Genomic DNA, 23,504 nt, shown 5'->3' on the forward strand with positions numbered 1-23,504 from the left:
TCGGCGTCGGCTCGGTGAGAACACCGGCAGCGGCCTCCCGAGTGCGCTCCGGGGACGGAGGCGCCCGCCGAGCGCTCGTCAACGGGGTGACCGGCGCCTCCGACCCGACGTAGCGTCGGAGGACGAGAGGGAGGCCGCCATGCCCCGCGAGGAACAGATCCCGTCCACCATCGAGCGCTCCGACGAGCACGCGCAGAAGCTCTGGTCGGCCGCGCACGACTCGGCCGTCGACAGCTACGGCGACGGCGAGCGCGCCCACCGCACGGCCTTCGCCGCGCTGAAGCACGAGTACGAGAAGGTCGGCGACCACTGGGAGCGCAAGGCCGAGAGCGGCCCCTCCGACTCCCGCGCCGAGGGCCACGGCCGCTCCCCCGGGGGCGAGACGGCGGGCGGAGTGGACGCGAACGCCACGAAGGCGCACCTGATGGACCTCGCCAAGCGCCTGGACGTCTCCGGCCGCTCGCGCATGACGAAGGCCGAGCTCGTCGAGGCCCTGCAGAAGGAGAGCACCCGCCGGACGCGCGACGCGCGGTGAGGGCAGGGGGCGGGGCCGGGAACAGCCGCCCCGCCGAGCCCCGGCCCGCTCAGTCCAGCGCGTCCCGGACGGCCGCCATGCCCAGCTCCAGCTCGGCGAAGGTGGTCGACAGGGGCGAGAGGCCGATCCGGATGCCGTCGGGTCGGCGGAAGTCCGGCACGATCCCGTCCGCCTGCAGCCGCGGGACGAGGCCGGCGAACGACTCGTGCGCGATCGTCACGTGCGAGCCGCGCCGGGCGGGGTCGAGCGGAGTCGCCACCCGCACCCCGCGCGGCACCAGCCACGCGTCGGCCAGCTCCAGCGCGTACGCCGTCATCGCCTCCGATTTCGCGCGCACCGCGGGCATGCCGACCGAGGCGATCAGCGCGATCATGTCCTGCATCGCGAGCATCCCCGTGATCGGCGGGGTGCCGCTGAGGAAGCGCCGCATCCCCTCGGCCGGACGGTAGCCGGGTCCCATCTCGAACATGTCGGCGACGCCCATCCAGCCCTGCACCGGCTGCGCGAGCGAGCCCTGGTGCCGCGACGCGACGTACGCCCACGCGGGCGCCCCCGGGCCTCCGTTGAGGTACTTGTAGGAGCAGCCGACCGCGAGGTCCGCGCCCCACTCGTCGAGCTCGAGCGGCACCGAGCCGACGGAGTGGGAGGCGTCCCAGAGCACGAGCGCGCCGGCCTCGTGCGCCTGGGCGGTGATCGCCGCGGCGTCGGCGAGGAACCCCGAGCGGTACGCGACGTGGCTGAGCAGCACCAGCGCCGTCCCCTCGCCGAGCACCGGGGCGAGGTCGTCGGGGCCGACGCCGCTCCCGGGGTCGGAGTCGATCCAGCGGAGCGTGCTGCCGGTCTCGGCCGCGATGCCCTCCAGCACGTACCGGTCGGTGGGGAAGTTGTCGGTGTCCACGACGATCTCGTCGCGCCCCTGCTCCGCCTGGCGGGCGATCGCCGCGCGGGCGAGCTTGTAGAGCAGGACGGTCGTGGAGTCGGCGACGACCGTCTGCCCGGCCGCGGCTCCCAGCACCGCGGAGCCGAGGGCGTCGCCGACCTCGAGCGGCATGTCGAGCCAGCCCTCCTCCCAGCCGCGGATGAGGCGGCCGCCCCACTCCTCCTCCGCGAACCGCGCGAGCCGGGCGACGCTCGCGCGCAGCGGCCGGCCGAGCGAGTTGCCGTCGAGGTAGGAGCGGACCTCGGGGGTGCGGACGAACAGCTCGGGGCAGTGCGCGAGCGGGTCCTTGGCGTCGAGCGGGTGCATTCCCTCACCCTAGGTCGCGGGCGCCGGGCGCGACGCGCGCCGCGGGGCCCCCGATGCGTGCCGCCGCGGTCCCTGACGGGTGCTGCCGGGCCCCTGACGCTGCTCGGACGCCGCCCACTGTCCAGAAGTCGTCGCACTCGGCGTCGACTGCGACAACTCTTGAGCACTCGCAAGCCCTCACCCGGAGCCTCCCCCACTGTCCAGAACTTGTCGCACTCGGCCTCGACTGCGACAACTCCTGAGCACTCGCAAGCCCTCACCCCGGAGCCCCTCCCCCCACTGTCCAGAAGTCGTCGCACTCGGCGTCGACTGCGACAACTCCTGAGCACTCGCGAGCCCTCACCCGGAGCCCCTCCCCCCACTGTCCAGAAGTCGTCGCACTCGGCGTCGACTGCGACAACTCCTGAGCACTCGCGGACCCGCGCACTCGAGCCGGTCGCCACTGCTCCGAAGTCGCCGTACTCGCGCTCCAGTACGGCCGCTTCCGCGTGGTCGCGAGCCGCCGGGCCTGTCCCAGCGGTCGTCGCCGAGTGCGCAGAAGTCGTCGCACTCGAGCTCGAGTGCGACAACTCCTGGACAGTCGCGGGAGCCGGAGGAGAACGGAGCGGGAGCCGGAGGAGAACGGACCTCGAGTCGGCGAGCGCCCCCGGACCCGCGAGCACGGCCGCGCACCTGGGAAGTCAACGGGCGGACGCCGCACCCCGCCCCGCCTAGCCTCCGAGGACGGCCCCCGCCGCCTCCCCCGACCCCTGGAGCCCCTCCGTGACGCATCACGAGCACAAGCACGCCGCCACCCCCACCGCCGCCACCCGGACGCCCGCGCCCGCGCCCCTCTCCCCCGCACCCTCCGCCTCCTCCCGCCCGGAGCCCCGCGCATGAGGGTCACCGACACGAGCGACCTGTGGTGGCGCACCGCCGTCTTCTACAACCTCGACGTGAAGACGTTCATGGACTGGGACGACGACGGCGTCGGCGACCTCGAGGGCCTCGTCCACCGGATCGACTACCTGGCCGAGCTCGGCGTCAGCTGCCTCTGGCTCGCGCCGTTCTACCGGTCACCCGGCCGCGACAACGGCTACGACATCAGCGACTTCTACGGAGTGGACGAGCGCTTCGGGCACCACGGCGACGTCGTCGAGGTGATCCGGACCGCCCACGACCGCGGGATGCGCGTGATCGTCGACCTCGTCGTCAACCACACCTCGGACCAGCACCCCTGGTTCCAGGCCGCCCGCTCCTCCCCCGACAGCCCGTACCGCGACTACTACGTCTGGCGCGACGAGCCGCCCGCCGATCAGCCCGCGAACGTGTTCCCGGACGCGGAGGACGGCGTCTGGTTCCGCGACGAGGAGGCGGGCCAGTACTACCTGCACCACTTCTACCGGCACCAGCCCGACCTCAACACCGAGAACCCGGCCGTGCGCGACGAGATCGCGAAGCTCATCGGGTTCTGGCTGCAGCTGGGCGTCGACGGCTTCCGGGTCGACGCGGTGCCCTACCTGATCGAGCCCGGCGAACGCGACGAGCACGAGTGGCTGCGCCTGCTGCGCCGCTTCGTCTCGCGGCGCTCCGGCGAGGCGATGCTGCTGGGCGAGGTCAACGTGACCCGCGAGGAGCAGCTCGGCTTCTTCGGCGGCGAGGACGCGGACGAGCTGTCGATGCAGTTCGACTTCATCGGCAACCAGCGCCTCTACCTCGCGCTGGCCCGGGAGGAGGCGGCGCCGCTCGTCGAGGCGCTCGCGAGCCGCCCCGAGATCTCCGTCGGCAGCCAGTGGGCGAACTTCGCGCGCAACCACGACGAGCTCACCCTCGACCAGCTGAGCGACGACGAGCGCGACGAGGTCTTCGCGGCGTTCGCTCCGGAGCAGTCGCAGCGGATCCACGGGCGCGGCATCGTCCGCCGCCTCCCGCCGATGGTCGACGGCGACCCGCGCCGCGTCCGCCTGGTCCACAGCCTGGTCTTCTCGCTGCCCGGGACCCCGGTGCTCTACTACGGCGAGGAGATCGGGATGGGCGAGAACGCCGACATCCCGGGCCGCAGCGCCGTGCGGACCCCGATGCAGTGGAGCAGCGCCGCCAACGGCGGGTTCTCGCGTGCCGACGCCGCCGACCTGATCGCCGCCCCTCCCGGCGGCGGCTTCGGACCCGAGCACGTGAACGCGGCCGCGCAGCTCCAGGATCCGGACTCCCTCCTGGCCCACGTGAAGGGCCTCGCCTGGCTGTACCGGCGGTCGCCGGAGATCGGCTGGGGCGAGTACACGCACCTCCCCTGCGACGAGCCGAGCGTGCTCGCGCACCGGATGTCCGCGTCGACCGGCACGACCGTCGCGGTGCACAATCTGGCGTCGAACCCGCGCACGGCGCACCTGACGCTCCCCGACACCCCCGCCGGGGCGCGGCTGGTCGACTCCCTCGGCGGCGAGTCGCTCCCGCTAGACGAGGACGGCGCCGTGTCGGTGCCCCTCGACGGCTACGGCGCGCGCTGGTTCCGCGTGGTCACGGAGGAGTCGCGCCGGCTGGTATGAGCGGAGGGGCGGGGCTCTTCTCGACAGTCCAGGAGTCGTCGCAGTCGCGCTCGAGTGCGACGACTACTGGACTCTCGAGGGAGGCGGGGCAGGAACGGAGGACGAAAGCACCCACCGCACGAAACGTTACGCACCCCCGTCCAGGGCATCGTTGACGTCGCCGCCCTCCGCCGCCTACCGTGGAGCGCAACGTTTCGCCCCCGCCGCCGCACCAGGAGGATCCGCATGGCCCCCACTCCGCCGAGCCACCGCGTCCTCGCGAGCGGCAGCCGCATCCCCGCGATCGGCGCCGGCACGTTCGGCTCCGACCGCTACGACGCCGAGACCGTCGGCCTCGCGGTCGAGCACTCCCTCCGCGCCGGCTTCCGCCTCCTCGACTGCGCCACCGTCTACGGCAACGAGCCGCGCGTCGGCCGGGCGATCGCCGACTCCGGAGTCGACCGCGACGAGCTCTTCGTCATGTCGAAGATCTGGAACGACGCGCACGAGCCCGCGGCGGCCGTCGCCTCCGTCGAGCGCTCGCTCGCCGATCTCGGCCTCGACGTGCTCGACGCCGTCTTCGTGCACTGGCCCTTCCCCAACCACCACCCGCCGCACGCCGAGACCGACGCGCGCGATCCGCACGCCCGCCCGTACGTCCACGAGGCGTTCCTCGAGACCTGGCGCGCGCTCGAGAGCCTGGTCGACCGGGGCCTCGTCCGGCACCTCGGCACCTCCAACGTCACGATCCCCAAGCTCGAGCGGATCCTCGCCGACGTCCGCATCGCCCCGCAGCTGAACGAGATGGAGCTGCACCCCTGCTTCCAGCAGCCGGAGCTGTTCCGCTTCTGCCTCGACCACCGCATCCAGCCGATCGGCTACTCGCCGCTGGGCTCGCCGTCGCGGCCGGAGCGCGACCGGGTGGAGGGCGACATCGTCGACATCGAGCACCCCGCGGTGCGGGCGATCGCCGACGAGCGGGGCGTGCATCCGGCCGTCGTGTGCCTCGCCTGGGCGGTGAACCGCGGCCAGATCCCGATCCCGTTCGCGGTGAAGCCGGAGCAGATCGAGGCGAACCTGGCCGCCGCCTCCCTGGTGCTCACGGCCGAGGAGCAGGAGGCGCTGCGCGGCGCCGAGCGCAACAACCGGCTGATCAAGGGCCAGGTCTTCCTCTGGCCCGGCAGCACCGGCTGGCTCGACCTGTGGGACGCCGACGGCACGATCCCGGGCTGGAGCGGCTACGGCTCGCCCCGCGCCACCCTGTGACGTGGCCACCTACAAGGACCTGCAGCGGCTGACCGGCCTCTCGCTCTCGACCATCTCGAAGCACTACAACGGGCTCCCCGTGCGCCCCGAGAACCGGGCGGCGATCGAGGCGGCGGCCGCCGAGGTCGGCTTCCGGGTCAACGGCTTCGCTCGAGGCCTGCGCTCGCGGCGCTCCCGCACGGTCGGAGTGCTGCTGCCCACCCTCGACAACGAGTTCCACCTCTCGATCATCGCGGGCCTCGAGCGGGCCCTGCGCGGAGAGGGCATCGGCGTGCTGGTCGGTGTGAGCCGCCCCGAGCCGGGAGCCGCGGTCGACCTGCTGCTCGAGAAGATGGTCGACGGGATCGTGGCGGTGCCGTCCGCGGGCGACGTCGACGCGCTGCGCCGCGCCTCCGAGCAGGGCACCCCCGTGGTGGCCGTCGACTGGATCGACGACGCACTGGTCACCGATCGCGTCGCGCTCGACAACGCGGGCGCCGGCGCCTCCACCGCCCGGCACCTCCTCGACCACGGCCACCGCTCTATCGCGGTGCTCGGCGGGGAGGACGGAGTGTCCTCCACCCGGGAGCGGACCGCCGGCTTCCTCGCCGCCCTGGCCGAGCGCGGCGTCCACCCCGCCGCCGACGCCGTGGTGCGCGGCCCGCTGACGGTCGAGAGCGGGATCGCCGCCGTCGAGCGGATCCTCGCCCTGAGCCCCCGGCCGACCGCCCTGTTCGCGAGCAACCGCGAGCTGACGGTCGGCGCCCTGATCGCCCTCGGCGACTCCGGACTGCGCGTGCCGACGGACCTCTCCGTCGTCGGCTTCGACAACGTCGAGCTGGCCCGCGTGGTCCGCCCGCACCTGACCACGATCGCCCAGCCGACGGAGGCGATCGCCGCCGAGGCCGCCGCCCTCGTCCGCCTCCGCCTCGACTCCGGGGCGGAGCAGCCCGGTCCCCAGGAGCGGAGGCTCCCCGGCCGCCTGCTCGCCGGCTCGTCCGTCGCCCACCTCCACGACCTCTAGGAGCTCCTCTTGCTGACCACGACCCTCCTCCACCCCGAGATCCTGCACGCGCTCGCCCGCGCCGGCCACGGCTCCCGCGTCCTCATCGCCGACGGCAACTACCCCGTCGGCACCACGCTCGGACCGAACTCCGCCCTGGTGCACCTGAACCTCCGGCCCGACATGCTGACCGTCGACGAGATCCTCGACGCCCTGCTCTCGGCGATCGTCGTCGAGGAGGCGACGGTCATGACCCCCGCGCCCGGGATCGACGTCCCCGCGCAGGACGCCTTCCGCCGATCCCTCGACGGCGTCCCCTTCACCTCGCTCGAGCGGCACGCCTTCTACGCCGAAGCGCGCACCCCCGACGTCGCGCTCACCATCGCCTCGGGCGACCGCCGCATCTACGCGAACCTCATCCTCACGATCGGCGTGCGCCCGGCCGACGCGTCCTGAGCGGGCGGGCGGGGCGTCGCCCCGCCCGACCCACTCCCTGAGAGTCCACGAGGCGTTCTCACGGCCGGCATCCCTACTCTGGTCGGCGTGGATCTCGACACCCTCCTCAACATCGGCCTCGTCGTGCTGTTCGTCCTCCTCGGAGGCGTCTTCGCGGGCACCGAGATGGCCATCGTCAGCCTCCGCGAGAGCCAGGTCCGCGCGATCGAGGCCGGCAGCGAGCGCGGCCGGCGCATCGCCGAGCTCGTCCGCAACCCCAACACGTTCCTCTCCGCGGTCCAGATCGGCGTCACGCTCGCCGGCTTCTTCTCGTCGGCGTACGGCGCCTCGACCATCGCGCCCGACCTCGTGCCGCCGCTGCAGTCGCTCGGCCTCTCGGCCTCCGCCGCCTCCACCGTCGCCCTGATCCTGATGACCCTCGTCATCGCGTACCTCTCCCTGGTGCTGGGCGAGCTGGTCCCCAAGCGCCTGGCGATGCAGAAGTCCGTCGCGTTCACCAAGGCCCTCGCACCCCCGCTCAACGCCCTCGCGCGCCTGATGCGCCCCGTGATCTGGCTGCTGTCCGTCTCGACCGACGCCGTCGTCCGCCTCCTCGGCGCCGACCCGCGCGAGAAGGGCGAGAGCGTCTCGGCCGACGAGGTGCGCGACATGATCTCCAGCAACACCGAGATCCACGAGGACAGCCGCCGGCTGCTCACCGACATCTTCCGCGCGGACGACCGCCGCGTCGCCGAGGTGATGCGCCCGCGGCCGGACGTCGACTTCCTCCGCGGCGCGCTCAGCGTGGCCGAGGGCTACGCGGCGGTCCTCGACCAGCCGCACTCGCGCTACCCGGTGGTCGGCGACGACTTCGACGACGTGCTCGGTTTCGTCCACGTGCGCGACCTGATGTCCGCGTTCCCGGAGGCGGGTCGCGCCGGCACCGCGAGCAGCGTCGCCGACATCACCCGCCCGATCCTCGCGGTCCCCGGCACGACGAAGGTGCTCGCGGCCCTGCGCACCATGCGCCAGGACGGCCACCAGATCGCCGTCGTCATCGACGAGTACGGGGGAACCGACGGCATCATCACGCTGGAGGACCTGCTCGAGGAGCTCGTCGGCGAGATCTACGACGAGTACGACGGCGCCCGCCAGGCGGTCGACGCGAAGGCGGCCGAGCAGCTGCACGACGTCGACGGCGGGATGATCCTCGAGGACCTGGCGGAGCAGCTGGGCATCGAGCTGCCCGAGGGCCCGTACGAGACGGTCGGCGGGTTCGTCCTCGACCGGATCGGCCGTGTGGCCGTCGTGGGCGACTCCGTGCTCGTCGGCGACCACCTGCTCCGCGTGGCCGAGACGGACCGCTACCGCATCTCGCGGCTGACCCTCGTGCCGCAGCCCGCGTCGGAGCCGAGCCCGCCGACGGCGCCCGCCGTCTGACGGGCGACCGGCCGCGCCTAGGGCAGCGGCCCCTCCACCCAGCGCGTGGCGGCGCGGCCGCGGGCTCCGGGCTGCGCGATCCACAGTCCGCCGGCGTGCGGATGACGCGCCCGCTCGTCCGCCGAGAGGTCGCGCGAGGCGGAGGTGACGACCGCGATGTCCAGGTCCTCGCCCGCGAAGGCGATGCTGGAGGAGTGCGGGGCGTCGATCCTGATGCCCTCGCCCTCGACCGGGCTGCCGTCGGCCTCGAACACGCGGACGCCGCTCCCGCCCCAGACCGCGACCCACACGCGGCCGTCGGCGTCCACGGTCAGTCCGTCGGCGAACACGCCCTCCTCGAGCTCGACGAACGGCTCGCGCGGGCCGTGCTCGGCGTCCGCGTAGGAGCGGCGGTGGATCACGCCCGACTCGGTGTCGGCCGAGTACAGCACAGAGCCGTCCGGCGAGAAGCCGAGTCCGTTCGAGAGCCGCAGGTCGTCGTCGAGCACGGTGACGGATCCGTCGTGCTCGATGCGCAGCAGGACGTCGTCGCCCGCCGACTCGCCGAGGGTCAGCGAGCCGACCAGGAGGCGCCCCTGCGGGTCGATCGTGCCGTCGTTGAAGCGGTGCCCCTCCGGCAGCAGCTCGGAGCCGCGCGTGAGGGAGCCGTCGACCTCCAGGATCGCGAGCCGTCGGGTCAGCGCGACGAGCGTCCGCCCGTCGCCCAGGGGCAGCGCGGCGCCGACCTGCTCGCCGACGTCGGTGCGCGAGATCGCTCCGATCCCCTCCGCGGTGACGGGGGCGGACAGGACCGCGCCGGCCTCGATGTCGACCCAGGTGAGGCGGGCGGTGTCCGGATCCCAGACGGGCCCCTCGCTGAGGACGTAGGTGGGGGTGCCCGCGGGCGTCGCGTCGATCATGCCTCCACGCTAGGCCGAGGAGGCGGGCGGTGTCAGGCCCCGCGGGACGGATCCGGGCTCGCGTCCACCGCGCCTCGCTCCGCCTCCGGGTGGGCACCGATGCCCGGGATACACCCGCTCGGCGGTCCGTGACAAGGGGTGAATAGCCCGGCGATATGGAGCCGCCCGCGGGTCTAGTGTCGTCTCGCCGCGCTCGGGACAGCGTTCCTCCGCAACGACGCCGGGGCGACAGGAAGGCGCTCGCCATGTCGACATCCACCAGTCCGCGCGGCCCGGTCCGGAGCCTCGTGCCCGCCCGCATCGACAGGCTCCCCTGGACCCGCTTCCACTGGTCGATCGTCGTCGGCCTCGGCTTCTCGTGGGTGCTGGACGGACTCGAGATCCAGATCGTCGCCTCCGCCGGCTTCGCGAAGGAGTTCGGGCTCTCGGCCTTCGAGGTCGGCCTGCTCGGCACGATCTACCTGTGCGGGCAGATCGCGGGCGCCCTGATCTTCGGGCGACTGAGCGACAAGCTCGGGCGGCGCAAGCTGTTCATCCTGACGCTCGTCATCTACCTGGTCGCCAGCGGCCTGGCGGGTCTCGCGCCGAACTACGTCTTCCTCGCCGTGTTCCGCTTCTTCGCGGGCATGGGGATCGGCGGCGAGTACGCGGCGATCAACTCCGCGATCGACGAGCTCATCCCCTCCAAGTACCGCGGCCGCGTCGACATCGCGATCAACGGCACCTACTGGGGCGGCGCGGCTCTCGGCTCCGCGGCCAACCTGTTCTTCCTGAACGACGCGCTCTTCGCCGAGAACGTCGGCTGGCGCCTCGGCTTCTTCCTCGGCCCGATCCTCGGACTGGCGATCATCTACCTCCGCCGCCACATCCCCGAGAGCCCCCGCTGGCTGATGACGCACGGCCGCGAGGAGGAGGCGGAGCGCACCGTCGACGAGATCGAGCGCCGAGTGAAGGCGGAGGGCGGCGTGCTCGAGCCTGTCGACGACGCGAAGGCGATCACCGTGAAGGCGACGGAGAGCATCCCGTTCCGCACCATCGCCCGGGTGCTGCTGCGGCAGTACCCGAAGCGGACGCTGGTGGGCGCGACGATGATGATCACCCAGTCGTTCCTCTACAACGCGATCTTCTTCACCTACGCGCTGGTGCTCGAGAACTTCTACGGAGTCGAGCAGAGCGCGATCTCGTACTTCTTCTTCCCGTTCGCGATCGGCAACCTCGTCGGGCCGCTGGTGCTCGGCCACCTGTTCGACGTGTGGGGCCGGCGGAAGATGATCTTCCTCACCTACGGCGTCTCGGGAGCGGTCCTGGCCGTCTCGGCGGTCCTCTTCAGCATGGACGTCCTGACCGCGACGACGCAGACGATCCTCTGGTGCGTGTCGTTCTTCTTCGCCTCCGCGGGAGCCTCGAGCGCCTACCTCACCGTGAGTGAGATCTTCCCGCTCGAGCTGCGCAGCCAGGCGATCTCGTACTTCTTCACCCTCGGCCAGATCGCCGGAGCGGTCGCCCCCGCCCTCTACGGCGCCCTGATCGGCGACGGCAGCGACCGAGGACCGCTGACGATCGGCTACTTCGTCGGCGCCGCCGTGATGATCCTCGGCGGCGTGATCGCCCTGATCTTCGGCGTCGACGCCGAGCGCCGCAGCCTCGAGAGCATCACCGAGCCCCTGTCGACCGTGAAGTCCTGAGGGCGGATCGCCGCGAGGCCGGGAGCCGTCCCGCGGCGTCTCGGAGCCGATGTCAGTGGGCCGGCGACTCGGAGTCCGCGTCAGTGAGCCGGGCGGTAGCCGGTCCGGTCGTCGGGGGTGATCGAGCGGAGGACGCGGGCGGGGACGCCGGCCGCGATGGTGAGCGGAGGGACGTCGCGGGTGACGACGCTGCCCGAGCCGATCACGGCCCCGTCGCCGATGGTGACGCCCTGGTTGATCGTGACGCCGCCGCCGATCCAGACGCCGTCGCCGACGACGACCGGCTTCGCAGTGCAGGCGCCGACGGCGCGCTCCGCCGGGTCGAGGGCGTGGTTCGACGTGTAGATCGAGACGCGCGGGCCGAACAGCACGTCGTCGCCGATCGTGATGGGGGCGCCGTCGAGCAGGATGCAGTCGAAGTTCGCGTAGAAGCGGTCGCCGATCGTGATGTTGAACCCGAACTCGCACCGGAACGTCGGCTCGAGGTGCGTGTCCGCGCCCACCGAGGCGACGAGCTCGCGGAGCAGACCCTCCCGCTCGACCGGTGGGCGCCCGAAGCTCGCGTTGTACGCGTTCGAGGCGAGGACCGCCCGCTCACGCGCGGCGACGAGCTCGGGGGTCATGTCGTCGTACACGGCGCCGGTCAGGATGTGCGCGCGCTGGTCCTCGAGGGTCATCGTCGTCCGTTCGTCGGTGTCGGCGCCCCGACGGGCGCCCGCGCCCACGCTACGGGGCCGCCGCGCGCCGGAACACCGCCTCCTCCGCCGACGCACCGCTCCTGCCGCGGTGTGTCGCCGATGGAGCGGCGTCTCGGCGCAACCCCGCAGCAGGAGCGGCGTCTCGGCGGCGTCCTGCAGCAGCAGCGGCACCTCGGCGCCGCCACGCCCCCGCCGCGCAGCAGGCGTCAGCCCACGTGCACGCCCGGCCGGCGGTCGCGGCGGGACTCCGCGCGGCGGAGGACCTCGCGGGTGACGGGGGCGACCTCGCCGGTGCCGGTGATGAGGAAGCGGAACATGTTCGAGATGGGGCCGCCCTCGGTCCACTCGAAGTAGACGTCCGGGATCACGCCGGTGAGGTCGCGGATCTCGAGCAGCACCGTGGCGATCGTGTTCGGGATGTTGCCGCTGGTCACCGTGAGCACGCGGAAGCCGTGGCAGACGCGGCCCTGCACGACCAGGTCCTCCTCGAAGTCGGAGGAGTCGGTGGTGTGCACCTCGAGGAAGAGCACCGGGCCGCGCATCGGCAGGTTGCTGTCGCGCTGCTCCTCCGCCAGCTTGTCCCGGTACTCCGCCTCGGAGCCGTCGTCGGGCTCGTTCGCGAGGATGCGGATCACGCCGTAGTCGTCGGCGTCCGTGGTGAGGAAGTCGATCGCGGCGGCGTCGAACACCACGGAGGTGGCGCGCAGCTGGAACGAGCGGTGCACCCGCGAGACGAGCGAGACCGCGAGGATGCCGACGATGAAGACCGCCGCGATCCTCACGCCGTCGGGCCTCTCGACCACGTTCACGACCGTCGTGTAGACGAAGACCAGCGCGATGACCGCGAAGCCCACGGCGCGCTTGCGCTGCTTCCTGCGCTTCGCCGAGAGGAACACGGCGACGGACGCGGAGGTGATCAGCACCAGCACGCCGGTCGCGTAGGCCCCGCCCTGCGCGTCGACGTCGGCGCGGAAGAGGATCGTGATGACGAAGGCGACGACGGTGAAGACCAGCACGAGCGGACGGACGGCGCCGGCCCACTGCGGCGCCATTCCGTAGCGGGGCAGGTAGCGCGGGACGATGTTGAGCAGGCCGGCCAGCGCGGAGGCGCCCGCGAACCAGAGGATGCAGATCGTCGCGACGTCGTAGACCGTGCCGAAGCCCTCGCCGAGGTACTCGTGCGCGAGGTAGGCCAGCGCGCGGCCGTTGGCCTCGCCGCCCGGCTGGAACTGCGCCTGCGGGATGAGCAGCGTGGTGACGAAGCTCGAGGTGATGAGGAACGCCGACATCGTGACGGCGGCGGTGATGAGCAGCCGCTTCGCCCCGCGGATGCGGCCGACGGGGGCGTCCTCGGTGTCGCCCGCGTCGCCGCGGATCTGCGGCATGACAGCGACCCCGGTCTCGAAGCCGGAGAGCCCGAGCGCGAGCTTGGGGAACACGATGAGCGCGATGCCGACCATGACCAGTGGATTCCCGTGCTGGGTCGTGAGCGCCGACCACCAGTCGCCGATGACGACGGGGTTCTCGGCCACGTGCCCGATCGCCACGGCGATCACGATCGCGTTGAGCAGGAGGAACACGGCCACGAGCACGACCGCGATCGAGATGGCCTCGCGGAACCCGCGCAGGAACACGATCCCCAGCAGGGCGATCAGCCCCAGCGTGAGCGGCACCTCCGCCCCGTGGAACCAGGCGGGGGCGAACGGGTTCTCGACCGCGTGCGCCGTCGCGTCGGCCGCCGAGAGGGTGATCGTGATCATGAAGTCGGTGGCCGCGAACCCCAGCAGCACCAGCACGAAGAGCTTGCCGCCCCACCAGGGCAGCAGGCGCTCGAGCATCGCGATCGACCCCTCGCCGCGGAAGCTCTCGCGGGCCACGCGGCGGTAGACGGGGAGCGCGCCGAGGAGGGTCAGCACCACCAGGACGATCGTCGCGAGCGGCGAGACCAGGCCAGCGGCGAGCGCCGCGATCGCCGGCTGGTAGCCGAGGGTGGAGAAGTAGTCGACGCCGGTGAGGCACATGACGCGCCACCAGGAGTGCGTCTTGCCGGTGGCCGCGTGGGGGCCGGGGTGGGCTCCGGAGTCGTCGCGGAGGCCCTCGAGGAGCCACGCCTTCACCCCGCCCGCGCGCGCGGAGGAGAGAGGGGAGGGTTCGAGGGCGTCGGGGTCGCCACGGACGACGGAAGAGGTCACTGGATGTTTCTACTCGCCGTGAGGAGCGCGCCCGCCCGGAATGAGCGGATCCTCACGCTTTCCTCACGGGTAATCGGCTGGGGAGGGACGTCGACGCGCGATCCCGCGTCGTGAGGGCATCGTGAGCGTCGCGCGAGCGGACCGTGCGGATCGGCCCGGTGCGCGTCCGCGTTCCGTCAGGATCCCCTCGCACCCGCCGTCGCAGGCCGACGATGGCGCTCGTGCACCTGCTCCTCCGCCTCCTCGACGCCGGCCCCCGCTGGGGCCGCCACACCGTCGGTGCGAGCCGGTACGGCGTCGTCCGGAGCGAGCTCGTCGTCCTCGCGCCCGGCACCTCCGCCGAGGAGCGGAGGCGCCTCCGCCTGCACGCGGCCGGTCCGCAGCTGGTCGTGGCCGTGACGGCCGCCGGCGCCGTCGGGACGCTCGCGCTCGACCGGCTGCCGCTCCTCCTGCTGGCCGCGCTCGCCCTGCCGACCGCGTCGCTCCTGCTCCTCTCGGCCCGCTCGACCCGCCGCCTCCGCCGGGCCTGCGCCCGCCGGCTCGTGATCGCGGACGTCGACTCCCCCGCCGTCGCCGAGCAGGCGGCGATCGCGGCCGTGCTGCGGCGGGCCGACCGGATGCTCGACGCCGGCGTCCTCACTCCGCTCGAGCACGAGGAGGTGTGGGCCTGCGCCCACGACCGGGTCGCGGGCCGCGTGGCTGACCGCCGCTCCCAGCCCCGAGCGGGAGGATCGGGGACGTCCGCCACCGATGGGAGCCCCTCATGACCACACCGCGCCGCGCACTGATCCTCGTCGACGTGCAGCAGGAGTACTTCAGCGGTCCGCTCGAGATCCAGTACCCGCCGCACGCGCAGTCGCTGCCGAGGATCGCCGCCGCCCTCGACTCCGCCGCCGCGGCGAGCCTCCCGATCGCCGTCGTCCAGCACAGCGCGGGCGAGGGAGCGCCGATCTTCGACCCGTCGGGTCCGTCCTTCGCGCTGCACCCGGAGATCGAGAAGCGCCGCTCGGACTCGTGGAAGAACGTCACGAAGCAGTTCGGCACGGTCTTCGCGGGGACCGACCTGCTCGACTGGCTCCGCGAGCACGACGTCGACACGATCACCCTCGTCGGCTACATGACCAACAACTGCATCCTCGCCTCGGCCGCCGAGGCCGAGACGCACGGGCTCCGCGCCGAGGTCCTCTCGGACGCGACGGGCGCGATCGCGATCGCGAACGACGCCGGCTCCATCGACGCGCACTCCCTGCACACCACGCTGATGGCGCTGCTCAACTCGAACTTCGCCGCCGTCGCCCCGACCACCGTCTGGATCTCGGCGCTGAAGGGCGAGTACACGCTCCCCATGAGCAGCCTGCCCGAGTCGGCGACGGCGGGCGCCGCTCGCTGACCCCTCCCCGCGAGACGCCGCTCCGGTGCGGCCGACACGGCGTGTCGCTTACCGGAGCGGCATCTGGCGGGGAGAGGACGGTGCGCCTCAGCGCAGCGACTCGAGCACGGCCTCCAGCTCGTCGACGGTGAAGTCGATCTCGGCAGCGGTGACCACGAGCGGCGGCGCCAGGCGGATCGTCGAGCCGTGCGTGTCCTTGGCCAGCACTCCGCGGGCCATCAGGGCCTCGCAGACGGCGCGGCCCGAGGCGAGCCCCGGGTCGATGTCGATGCCGGCCCAGAGTCCGGCGCCGCGGACGGCGACCACTCCGCGGCCGATCAGCGCCTCGAGGCGGGCGTGCAGCTGGGCGCCGCGCTCGCGGGCGAGGGCCTGGTACTCGCCGGTCGCGAGCATCTCGACGACCGCGAGGCCGACGGCCGCGGCGAGCGGGTTGCCGCCGAAGGTGGAGCCGTGCTGGCCCGGCTGCAGAACGCCGAGCACATCGGCGTCCGCGACCACGGCCGAGACGGGGACGATGCCGCCGCCGAGCGCCTTGCCGAGCAGGTAGACGTCGGGGACGACTCCGACCAGGTCGCAGGCGAAGGTGGCGCCGGTGCGGCCGAGGCCGGACTGGATCTCGTCGGCGATGAAGAGGACGTTGCGGCGCGCGGTGATCTCGCGGACGGCCGGGAGGTAGTCGGCCGGCGGCACGACGATGCCCGCCTCGCCCTGGATCGGCTCGATCAGCACCGCCACGGTGTCGTCGTCGATCGCGGCCTCGAGGGCTTCCGCGTCGCCGAACGGGACCGTGCGGAATCCGGGCGTGAACGGAGCGAAGCCGTCGCGCGCCTCCGCGTCGTCGCTGAACGAGATGATCGTGGTCGTGCGACCGTGGAAGTTGCCCGCCGCGACGACGATGTTCGCCCGGCCCGGAGCGACGCCCTTGACCCGGTAGCCCCAGGCGCGGGCGACCTTGATGCCCGACTCGACCGCCTCCGCGCCCGTGTTCATCGGCAGGACCATGTCCTTGCCGGCGAGCGCGGCGAGCGCCGTGACGAACGGGCCGAGGCGGTCGTTGTGGAACGCGCGGCTGGTCAGGGTGACGCGGCCGAGCTGCTCGCGGGCCGCCTCCAGAAGCACCGGGTGCGAGTGGCCGAAGTTCACGGCGGAGTAGGCGGCGAGGCAGTCGAGGTAGCGGACGCCCTCGACGTCGGTGATCCAGGCGCCCTCGCCGGTGGCCGCGACGACGGGCAGCGGGTGGTAGTTGTGGGCGGCGTGCTCCTCCTCCGCGGCGATGAGGGCGGCGGAGCGGGCGGTGTCGGTGTCGGTGATGTTCATGTCGTTCCTCCTGAGGGGACGATCGACTGTCCAGGAGTCGTCGCGCTCGGCGTCGAGTGGGACGGATCGTGGACAGTGGAGGGTGGGTCGGCGCTGCGCGTCGCCGACCACGGGGAGTGGGTCAGCGGCGCAGCTCGAGCGTGCAGCACTTCACGCCGCCGCCGCCGAGCAGCAGCTCCGACAGGTCGACGCCGATCGGGTTGTAGCCGCGCTCGCGCAGCTGGCGCTCGAAGCCCGTCGCGCGGGACGCGATGACGACGTTGAGGCCGTCGGAGAAGGAGTTGAGCCCGAGCACGGACGCGTCCTCCTCCGAGACGAGGATCGCGTCGGGGTAGAGCTCGCGGAGGGTGCGGTTGCCCTCCTCGCTGAACGCGCTCGGAAGGTAGGCGATGTTCGTGTCGTCGAGCACGGCGATCGCGGTGTCGAGGTGGTAGAACGACGGGTTCACGAGCTCGAGCGTGACGACCTCGCGGCCGAAGACGCGGGCGACCTCGGCGTGCGAGTCGGAGGCGGAGCGGAAGCCCGTGCCGGCGAGGATCCGCTCGCCGACGAGGAGGAAGTCGCCCTCGCCCTCGTTGATCTCCTCGGGGACGCGGACGTCGAAGCCGGCCGAGCGGAACCAGTCCATGTACGCCGGGCCCTCGGGCTGGCGTTCGGGGTAGGTGAAGGAGGCACCGTAGGCGATGCCGTCGATCACGAAACCGCCGTTGGCCGCGTAGACCATGTCCGGCAGTCCGGCCTCGGGCTCGATCAGCTCGATGGTGAAGCCCAGATCGGCGTAGGTGTCGTAGAGGGTCTGCCACTGCCGGACGGCGAGGGAGGTGTCGGTGGGGACCTGCGGGTCCATCCACGGATTGATGCGGTAGACGACGGTGAAGTGCTCGGGACGGCACATCAGGATCGTCTTCGCGACGGGGGTTCGGGCGGGTGCCTCGGCGAGCACGGCGGTATCGGTCATTCGAGTCCTCCTGCGAAAGGATGCGGATGAGCGGACCGGGTCCAGTGGCTCCGTGCCCCGCGCATGACGCAGCGGGATGGAGCACGCTCGCGCCCAGTCTTGCACGCGCCGATCGTGCGGTTCTCGCCGTGAGGCGCACGGAACGCGCGTGAACGGTGGGTGCGGCGCGGGAAACCACCGCGGCCCTTCCGCGGGGCACTGTGATGCCGCCGCGACTCTCGCCTTGAGGCGGCTTTCGGAGGGACGACGTTGCGCCTCTCGGCGAGAAGGCCTTATCCCTCTCTCTTGTCATCGCGCTGATGACATCTGTGGAATCCGCCGAATTCTGCCCTGAATGGGGGACTTAGGGCAGCGATAAGCGGCATGGGACGATCCCTCCGGCCCGACAGTCGTCGGCCTTCTCGCTCCGACGAATCCGGATGCCCTCCTCCATGCGAACGAAGACCCTCAGCGTCTCCCTTTTCCTCGCCCTGCTCCTCTCCCTCTTCGTCGCGACCCCGGCCCAGGCCGCGGGCTCGCCGGCTGCGCCGACGAACGTCGTCGCTTCCGACAACAGCTGCACGGACGCCGTCACGATCTCGTGGACGGCCCCGGCGCAGAAAGTCGCCGGCTATCGCGTGCACATCTACATGAAGAAGGGCGACTGGTGGGACGGCGGCGGATGGAACGATTCCGTCCGGCTCTACTCCGCTTCAGGGGCCACGTCGATCACGGTGGATCTCCGCTCCGACCAGGACCCTTACTACATCGAAGTGGCGAGCGTCACCGATTTCAGCGTTCCTTTCGAGGGAGGCTCCGATGGAGTCCTGCTCGTGCCTTCCAGCACCCAGAGCACGACCGCGACCACGGCACTCGACCATTGGTGGACTGCGCCGGCTTCGGCTCAGGTCACAGGAGAAGTGTCGGGCACCGGAACCGTCACGTGGCGATGGGCTCCGCCGACGAAGGACGGGATGCTCTGCTCTTTCGATCGCTATCACTGGTACTCCTCCGCTGAGGGCTATCCGGACTACGACGGGGACCTCGTCGACTCGCAAACGATGGAGGCCACCACTCAGATGAAGCCGGGGCAGAAGTACAACTTCTGCATCGTTGCGGAGACTTTCGCATACATGGGCGACGAGACGCCGGAGTACTCCTCCGGCGAACCAGCATGCGCAACCGCATCGTGGAGCACTTCCACCCCGATGCCGGTCACAGAACTGCGAGCGATTGCAGGTTCCGATCGGCGGGTCGTCGTGACGTGGCAGCCGCCCGTCGGGGACGGCAACTCGCCGATTCTCGGCTATCGCGTCGGCCGGTCCGGCACTGACGCGAGCGGCAGCGGACCCTGGTCGACCATTGTGAGCACCGTGCGGAGCGATTCCGCTCAGCCCTACAGCCAGACCTTCACGAATCTGAAGGCGAATACCGAGTACACCTTCTCGGTCACCGCTTTCAACAAGATCGGTCAGGGCGAGTCCGCGACGACCACGATCGTCGTCGAGCCGCACCGCGCACCTTCCGAGCCGAGCTCCGTCGTGGCGATCCCCGACAGCTCCACCCGCAGCGCGACCCTGAACTGGAAGATTCCGACCGACACCGGCGGGACCTCGATCACCGGGTATCGCGTGTCCCGCGACGGCATCGACAACAGTGGATCCGGCCCCTGGACCACTGTGGTGTCGGCGTCGAAGCTCTCGCAGACGTTCTCCAATCTGACCGTCGGTTCCGCCTACACGCTGCGGGTGAGCGCTCTGAACTCCGCCGGAGAGAGCGACGGCGTGACGAGAAGCGTCGTCATCGGCGGCACCGCTCTCACCGCCGCCACCCCGACGATCACCGGCACCGCCGCGGTCGGCTCGACGCTCACGGCGAGCGCCGGCACCTGGGGGCCCTCCCCTGTCGCCCTCGCCTACCAGTGGCGCGCGAACGGCACCGCGATCAGCGGGGCGACCGGCACCACGTACCGCCCGGTCGCGGCCGACGCGGGCAGGGTGATCACCGTCGCCGTCACGGGCTCGAAGTCGGGCTACGTCTCGACCACGCGGGTCTCCTCCGGGACCGCTGCCGTGACCGGCGGCGCGATCACCGCCGCGACGCCGACCATCAGCGGCACCGCGAAGGTCGGCTCGACCCTCACCGCGAAGCCCGGCACCTGGGGCCCCTCCCCCGTCGCCCTCGCCTACCAGTGGAAGGCGAACGGCACCGCTCTGAGCGGGGCGACGTCCGCGACGTACACGCCGACCGGCGCCACTCTCGGGAAGACGATCACCGTGACGGTCACGGGGTCGAAGTCCGGATTCACCGCCGTGACGAAGACCTCCGCGAAGACTAGCGCCGTGGTGGCGGGAACCCTCTCCGCCGCGACCCCGGCGATCACCGGCACCGCGAAGGTCGGCTCCACCCTGACCGCCAAGCCGGGCACGTGGGGACCCTCGCCGGTGGCCCTCACCTACCAGTGGAAGGCGAACGGCACCGCGATCTCCGGGGCGACCTCCGCCACCTACAAGCCGACCAGCGCCACGGTGGGGAAGAAGATCACGGTGACCGTCACCGGCAAGAAGGCCGACTACACGACGGCGACGCGCACCTCCGCCGCCACCGCAGCGGTCGTCAAGTAGGGGATCCGACCCGGGTCGCCGGGGGAGCCTGCTCGCGCGGACTCCTCCGGCGGCCCCGGGAATCCACCACCATCGCCCCCCGGACGGGGGCCCATCCCGCCGACACCCGCCCTCGCCCGGAGGCGAGCGACGGCTAGCATTCAGACACCGTGTCCGCCGCGGCCTCCCGCGGATCCTGCCGAAAGGCCCGCCGTGCCCGCACGCTCCCTCGCCGCGATCGGCGTCTCCGCTCTCCTGCTGGCCGGCCTCGCTGCCGGTCCGGCCGTCGCCGCCCCCGATCTCCCGAGCGCGAGCGCCGCGCAGGAGGCGTCCGCCGAGGTCGTCCTCTCCGGCACCATCGCGCTCCGCGACGCCGACGAGGAGCACCCCGCCCCCGCGAACCCGTCCTTCTACATCCAGGTCCAGAACGCCGAGGGGGACGTGGTCGCCGAGGCCGACACGGGCGCCGACTTCTCCCTCCCCGTTCCCGGCGGCGAGCCCCTCACCGTCCGCGCGAACCTGATCGGCAGCGACGACTGGTACCCGACCTGGTTCGGCGACACCCCGGTCGCCGAGGCCGCGAGGACGACCCGGGGGACCGACGAGTCCGTCGCCATCTCCCTCCTGCGCAGCGCCGAGCTGTCCGGATCGGTCACCGCCGACGCGGTCCCGGGCGTCTCCTCCCCCTCCTTCGACGTGCAGGCCTGGTGGGTCGACGGAGGGACGTACTCGCTCCTCGACACCGTCCCCGTCACCGGAGCCCTCGGCGCCGCCCGCGCGTGGGACACGAGCGACCTCGCCCTGCCCGCCGGCGACTACCTCCTGCGCCTCGTGGAGCCGGGGTACCCCGCCTACGACGACCAGTACTTCTCCCGCCTGGCCCGCCTCGACGAGCGCGCGGTCGTCTCCGTGCCGCCGGGCGGCCGCAGCGGCATCGACTTCTTCCCGTCCGCCTACTCCTCCGACGTCGCCCGCCTCGCCGGGACCGACCGGTACGCGACCGCCGTCGCAGTGACCGCCTCCGGATTCGCCGACGGCGCCCCCGTCGTCTACCTCGCCAGCGGAGCGAACTGGCCGGACGCGCTGAGCGCCGGCCCCGCCGCCGCGAAGCAGGGCGGCGCCCTCCTGCTCACCGACCCGAGCGTCCTGCCCGCCGTGGTGGCGGCCGAGCTGCGCCGCCTCGCCCCGCAGCGGATCGTCGTGGTCGGCAGCGCCCTCTCCGTGAGCGAGTCGGTGCTCCAGCAGGTGAAGGCCCTCGGGATCCCGACCGAGCGCATCGAGGGCGTCGACCGCTACGACACCTCGCGCCGGATCGTCGAGGACGCCTTCCCGGACGGCAGCTACGAGAACGTCTTCGTCGCGACCGGCACCAACTTCCCGGACGCCCTCTCGGTCGCGCCGATCGCCGGCCGCCGCGCCGAGCCCGTCCTCCTCGTCGACGGCGCCCGCTCGCGCCTCGACCAGCCGACCCGCGACACCCTCGCCGGACTCGACCCCTCCTCCGTGCAGCTGCTCGGCGGTGCGCCGTCGATCTCGACCGCCGTCGAGGCAGACCTGCGCGCCGCGAAGATCGCCGGCACCGTGTCGCGCATCGCCGGGACGGACCGCCACGACACCAGCCGACGCCTCAACGACGTCTTCCCGCCGTCCGAGCTGGGCGACACCGTCTATCTCGCCACCGCCACCGGCTTCGCCGACGCGCTGGCCGTGGGCCCGGTCGCCGCGAAGCAGGGCGCCCCGCTCTACCTCAGCGAGCCGACCTGCCTGCCGCGCAGCACCCGTGTGAAGATGCAGGGCCACGACCTCGATCAGGTGCTGCTCCTCGGCAGCCCCCTGACCCTGTCGGCGCAGGTGCGCTCGCTGTCCGCCTGCTGAGACCCGAGACGCACCGCACGAGCCCTGGAGATCCATGAGCGCCACCGCCGACCGTCCCCTCCTCGTCGGCATCGAGACCGGGGGCACGAAGGTCGTCGCGGCGGTCGCCGACGCCGCTGATCCCGAGCGGATCCTCGCGACGACGACCCTGCCGACCCGCGGGCCCGCCGAGACTCTCGTCGATCTGGCCGGCTTCGTCAGCGGCCACGGAGTCGACGGCACCGTCGCCGCGGTCGGCGTCGCCTCCTTCGGCCCGCTCGACATCGACCCCGGCTCGCCGACCTACGGGCACCTCACCTCCACGCCGAAGCTCGGCTGGGAGGGCACCGACGTCCTCGGCCCGGTCGGCGCGGCCGCACCGGGCGCCCGGCTCGCGCTGGTCACCGACGTCAACGGAGCCGCCCTGGGCGAGGCCCGCTGGGGCGCCGGAGCCGGAGTCGACGACTTCGTCTACCTGACGGTCGGCACCGGAGTCGGCGGCGGCGTGATCGCGGGCGGACGGCTCCTCGCCGGCAGCGGCTGGCCCGAGGTCGCGCACCTGCTGCCCCGCCGCCACCCCGAGGACGGCTTCGCCGGCACCTGCCCGTTCCACGGCGACTGCCTCGAGGGCCTGGTCGCCGGTCCCGCGATCTCGGCGCGCTGGGGCGTCGACGGCTCCCGCCTCGGCACCGAGGAGGCGGCCGCGAACCTCCGCTTCAGCTCCTACTACCTCGCGCAGCTCGTCACGACGCTCGCTTACGTCGCGGGCGTGCGGCTCGCGGTCGTCGGCGGAGGCGTGTCGAAGACGCCGGGGCTCGTCCCCGCGGTCGAGGCCGAGGTCGAGCGGCTGATGGGCGCGCCCGGAGCGACGGGGACGGGCGGCGGGCGGATCCGCATCGTGCGCCCGGCCCTCGGCGACGAGTCCGGGGTGCGCGGGGCGATCTCGCTGGCGGAGTCCCTGCTCGCCTGAGCTCTACCCTCGTCCCATGAGCGACCGACCCGTCGACCCCTCCGCCCCCGACTCCGGTCGCGACGAGACGGTGGAGGAGCGATCCGACCGCAACTGGAACGAGATCCTGCAGGAGCTGCGGGTCGTGCAGACCGGCACGCAGATCCTGGGCGGCTTCCTGCTGACGCTGTGCTTCCAGCAGCGCTTCGCCGACCTCGCGCCGCCCGACGTGGCGCTCTACCTCGTGCTCGTCCTGCTCGCCGCGTGCGTCACGATCCTGGCGCTGGCGCCCGTCATCGCCCACCGGCTGCTGTTCCAGCGGCGGAGGAAGGCCGAGCTGGTGCGGTTCGGCAACCGGGTGGTCACGGTGTGCCTCGCGGCGGGATCGCTGCTGTTCGTCGGAGTCGTGGGCTTCGTGTTCGACGTCGTGCTGGGCGGGCCGGCGGGCCTCTGGGCGGGCGGAGGCGTGCTGCTGCTGCTCGCCGTGGTCTGGGCGACCGCGCCGGTCCTCCTGCGGAGGCGCTGAGGGCGGCGGAGTCTGCCCGCCCCTCCCCCGCGAGTCAACGGGGTAC

19 protein-coding genes are annotated in these 23,504 nt (G+C 72.4%); 13 read left to right on the forward strand and 6 right to left on the reverse strand.

Annotation, left to right across the window (positions count from 1 at the left end; translation table 11 throughout):
* Positions 1 to 139: 139 nt before the first annotated feature.
* Positions 140 to 535, forward strand: coding sequence for a ChaB family protein (locus GTU71_RS11065; RefSeq protein WP_104225169.1), 396 nt, complete (start codon positions 140 to 142; stop codon positions 533 to 535).
* 49 nt (positions 536 to 584) lie between these two features.
* Here the strand turns inward: GTU71_RS11065 and GTU71_RS11070 are convergent, their stop codons facing one another.
* Positions 585 to 1,781: an aminotransferase class V-fold PLP-dependent enzyme gene (locus GTU71_RS11070; RefSeq protein ID WP_159940091.1), complete on the reverse strand. Its 1,197-nt coding sequence runs from the start codon at positions 1,779 to 1,781 to the stop codon at positions 585 to 587.
* Between the two features lie 875 nt (positions 1,782 to 2,656).
* On the opposite strand from GTU71_RS11070, the gene GTU71_RS11075 reads away from it, so the two are divergent.
* The 5 genes from GTU71_RS11075 to GTU71_RS11095 all read left to right on the forward strand — a co-directional run bounded on the left by GTU71_RS11075 (position 2,657) and on the right by GTU71_RS11095 (position 8,408).
* Positions 2,657 to 4,306: an alpha-amylase family protein gene (locus tag GTU71_RS11075; protein ID WP_159940093.1), complete on the forward strand. Its 1,650-nt coding sequence runs from the start codon at positions 2,657 to 2,659 to the stop codon at positions 4,304 to 4,306.
* Positions 4,307 to 4,531: 225 nt separating this feature from the next.
* The gene (locus GTU71_RS11080; protein ID WP_104227328.1) at positions 4,532 to 5,551 is read left to right on the forward strand and encodes an aldo/keto reductase; all 1,020 of its coding nucleotides are present in this window, start codon (positions 4,532 to 4,534) and stop codon (positions 5,549 to 5,551) included.
* A 1-nt stretch (position 5,552) separates the two neighbouring features.
* Positions 5,553 to 6,554 (forward strand): LacI family DNA-binding transcriptional regulator, encoded by a 1,002-nt coding sequence (locus tag GTU71_RS11085; RefSeq protein ID WP_159940095.1) that lies wholly within the window; start codon positions 5,553 to 5,555, stop codon positions 6,552 to 6,554.
* A 9-nt stretch (positions 6,555 to 6,563) separates the two neighbouring features.
* A complete protein-coding gene (locus GTU71_RS11090) occupies positions 6,564 to 6,989 on the forward strand; it encodes an RbsD/FucU family protein (RefSeq protein WP_104225080.1) in 426 nt (141 codons plus the stop codon).
* Between the two features lie 87 nt (positions 6,990 to 7,076).
* Complete coding sequence (locus GTU71_RS11095) at positions 7,077 to 8,408, forward strand: hemolysin family protein (RefSeq protein WP_104233863.1); 1,332 nt, start codon at positions 7,077 to 7,079, stop codon at positions 8,406 to 8,408.
* Between the two features lie 17 nt (positions 8,409 to 8,425).
* Here the strand turns inward: GTU71_RS11095 and GTU71_RS11100 are convergent, their stop codons facing one another.
* Positions 8,426 to 9,307 carry an SMP-30/gluconolactonase/LRE family protein gene (locus GTU71_RS11100; protein WP_104239634.1) on the reverse strand — a complete coding sequence of 294 codons (882 nt, stop codon included), beginning with the start codon at positions 9,305 to 9,307 and terminating at the stop codon, positions 8,426 to 8,428.
* A 245-nt stretch (positions 9,308 to 9,552) separates the two neighbouring features.
* On the opposite strand from GTU71_RS11100, the gene GTU71_RS11105 reads away from it, so the two are divergent.
* Positions 9,553 to 10,992 carry an MFS transporter gene (locus tag GTU71_RS11105; protein WP_104227324.1) on the forward strand — a complete coding sequence of 480 codons (1,440 nt, stop codon included), beginning with the start codon at positions 9,553 to 9,555 and terminating at the stop codon, positions 10,990 to 10,992.
* An 80-nt stretch (positions 10,993 to 11,072) separates the two neighbouring features.
* Here GTU71_RS11105 and GTU71_RS11110 read toward each other — a convergent pair whose 3' ends face one another.
* Together GTU71_RS11110 and GTU71_RS11115 are read right to left on the reverse strand one after the other, a co-directional pair.
* On the reverse strand, positions 11,073 to 11,669 hold the full coding sequence (locus GTU71_RS11110) for a sugar O-acetyltransferase (protein ID WP_159940097.1): 597 nt from the start codon (positions 11,667 to 11,669) through the stop codon (positions 11,073 to 11,075).
* Positions 11,670 to 11,896: 227 nt separating this feature from the next.
* Positions 11,897 to 13,807, reverse strand: a complete 1,911-nt coding sequence (locus tag GTU71_RS11115) for an amino acid permease (RefSeq protein WP_159941215.1) — start codon at positions 13,805 to 13,807, stop codon at positions 11,897 to 11,899.
* Between the two features lie 287 nt (positions 13,808 to 14,094).
* Here GTU71_RS11115 and GTU71_RS11120 point away from each other — a divergent pair, with 287 nt between their 5' ends.
* Positions 14,095 to 14,649, forward strand: coding sequence for a DUF6611 family protein (locus GTU71_RS11120; protein ID WP_159940099.1), 555 nt, complete (start codon positions 14,095 to 14,097; stop codon positions 14,647 to 14,649).
* On the forward strand, positions 14,646 to 15,272 hold the full coding sequence (locus GTU71_RS11125) for an isochorismatase family protein (RefSeq protein ID WP_159940101.1): 627 nt from the start codon (positions 14,646 to 14,648) through the stop codon (positions 15,270 to 15,272). The genes GTU71_RS11120 and GTU71_RS11125 overlap by 4 nt, the downstream gene beginning before the upstream one ends.
* Before the next feature lie 87 nt (positions 15,273 to 15,359).
* Here the strand turns inward: GTU71_RS11125 and rocD are convergent, their stop codons facing one another.
* Positions 15,360 to 16,589 (reverse strand): ornithine--oxo-acid transaminase, encoded by a 1,230-nt coding sequence (gene rocD / locus GTU71_RS11130; RefSeq protein WP_167305253.1) that lies wholly within the window; start codon positions 16,587 to 16,589, stop codon positions 15,360 to 15,362.
* Between the two features lie 121 nt (positions 16,590 to 16,710).
* Positions 16,711 to 17,547, reverse strand: a complete 837-nt coding sequence (gene ddaH / locus GTU71_RS11135; RefSeq protein ID WP_159940103.1) for a dimethylargininase — start codon at positions 17,545 to 17,547, stop codon at positions 16,711 to 16,713.
* Positions 17,548 to 17,978: 431 nt separating this feature from the next.
* Between ddaH and GTU71_RS11140 the strand changes: the two genes are divergently transcribed.
* From GTU71_RS11140 to GTU71_RS11155, 4 genes are all read left to right on the forward strand, one after another.
* Positions 17,979 to 20,150, forward strand: coding sequence for a fibronectin type III domain-containing protein (locus GTU71_RS11140; protein ID WP_159940105.1), 2,172 nt, complete (start codon positions 17,979 to 17,981; stop codon positions 20,148 to 20,150).
* Positions 20,151 to 20,342: 192 nt separating this feature from the next.
* Positions 20,343 to 22,004, forward strand: coding sequence for a cell wall-binding repeat-containing protein (locus GTU71_RS11145; RefSeq protein WP_159940108.1), 1,662 nt, complete (start codon positions 20,343 to 20,345; stop codon positions 22,002 to 22,004).
* Between the two features lie 34 nt (positions 22,005 to 22,038).
* Complete coding sequence (locus GTU71_RS11150) at positions 22,039 to 22,953, forward strand: ROK family protein (protein WP_159940110.1); 915 nt, start codon at positions 22,039 to 22,041, stop codon at positions 22,951 to 22,953.
* A 16-nt stretch (positions 22,954 to 22,969) separates the two neighbouring features.
* Positions 22,970 to 23,458: a DUF6328 family protein gene (locus GTU71_RS11155; RefSeq protein WP_104223741.1), complete on the forward strand. Its 489-nt coding sequence runs from the start codon at positions 22,970 to 22,972 to the stop codon at positions 23,456 to 23,458.
* Positions 23,459 to 23,504: the final 46 nt, after the last annotated feature.

Source organism: Rathayibacter sp. VKM Ac-2762 (assembly GCF_009866585.1).
In the GTDB taxonomy this organism is placed as follows: Bacteria; Actinomycetota; Actinomycetes; order Actinomycetales; family Microbacteriaceae; genus Rathayibacter.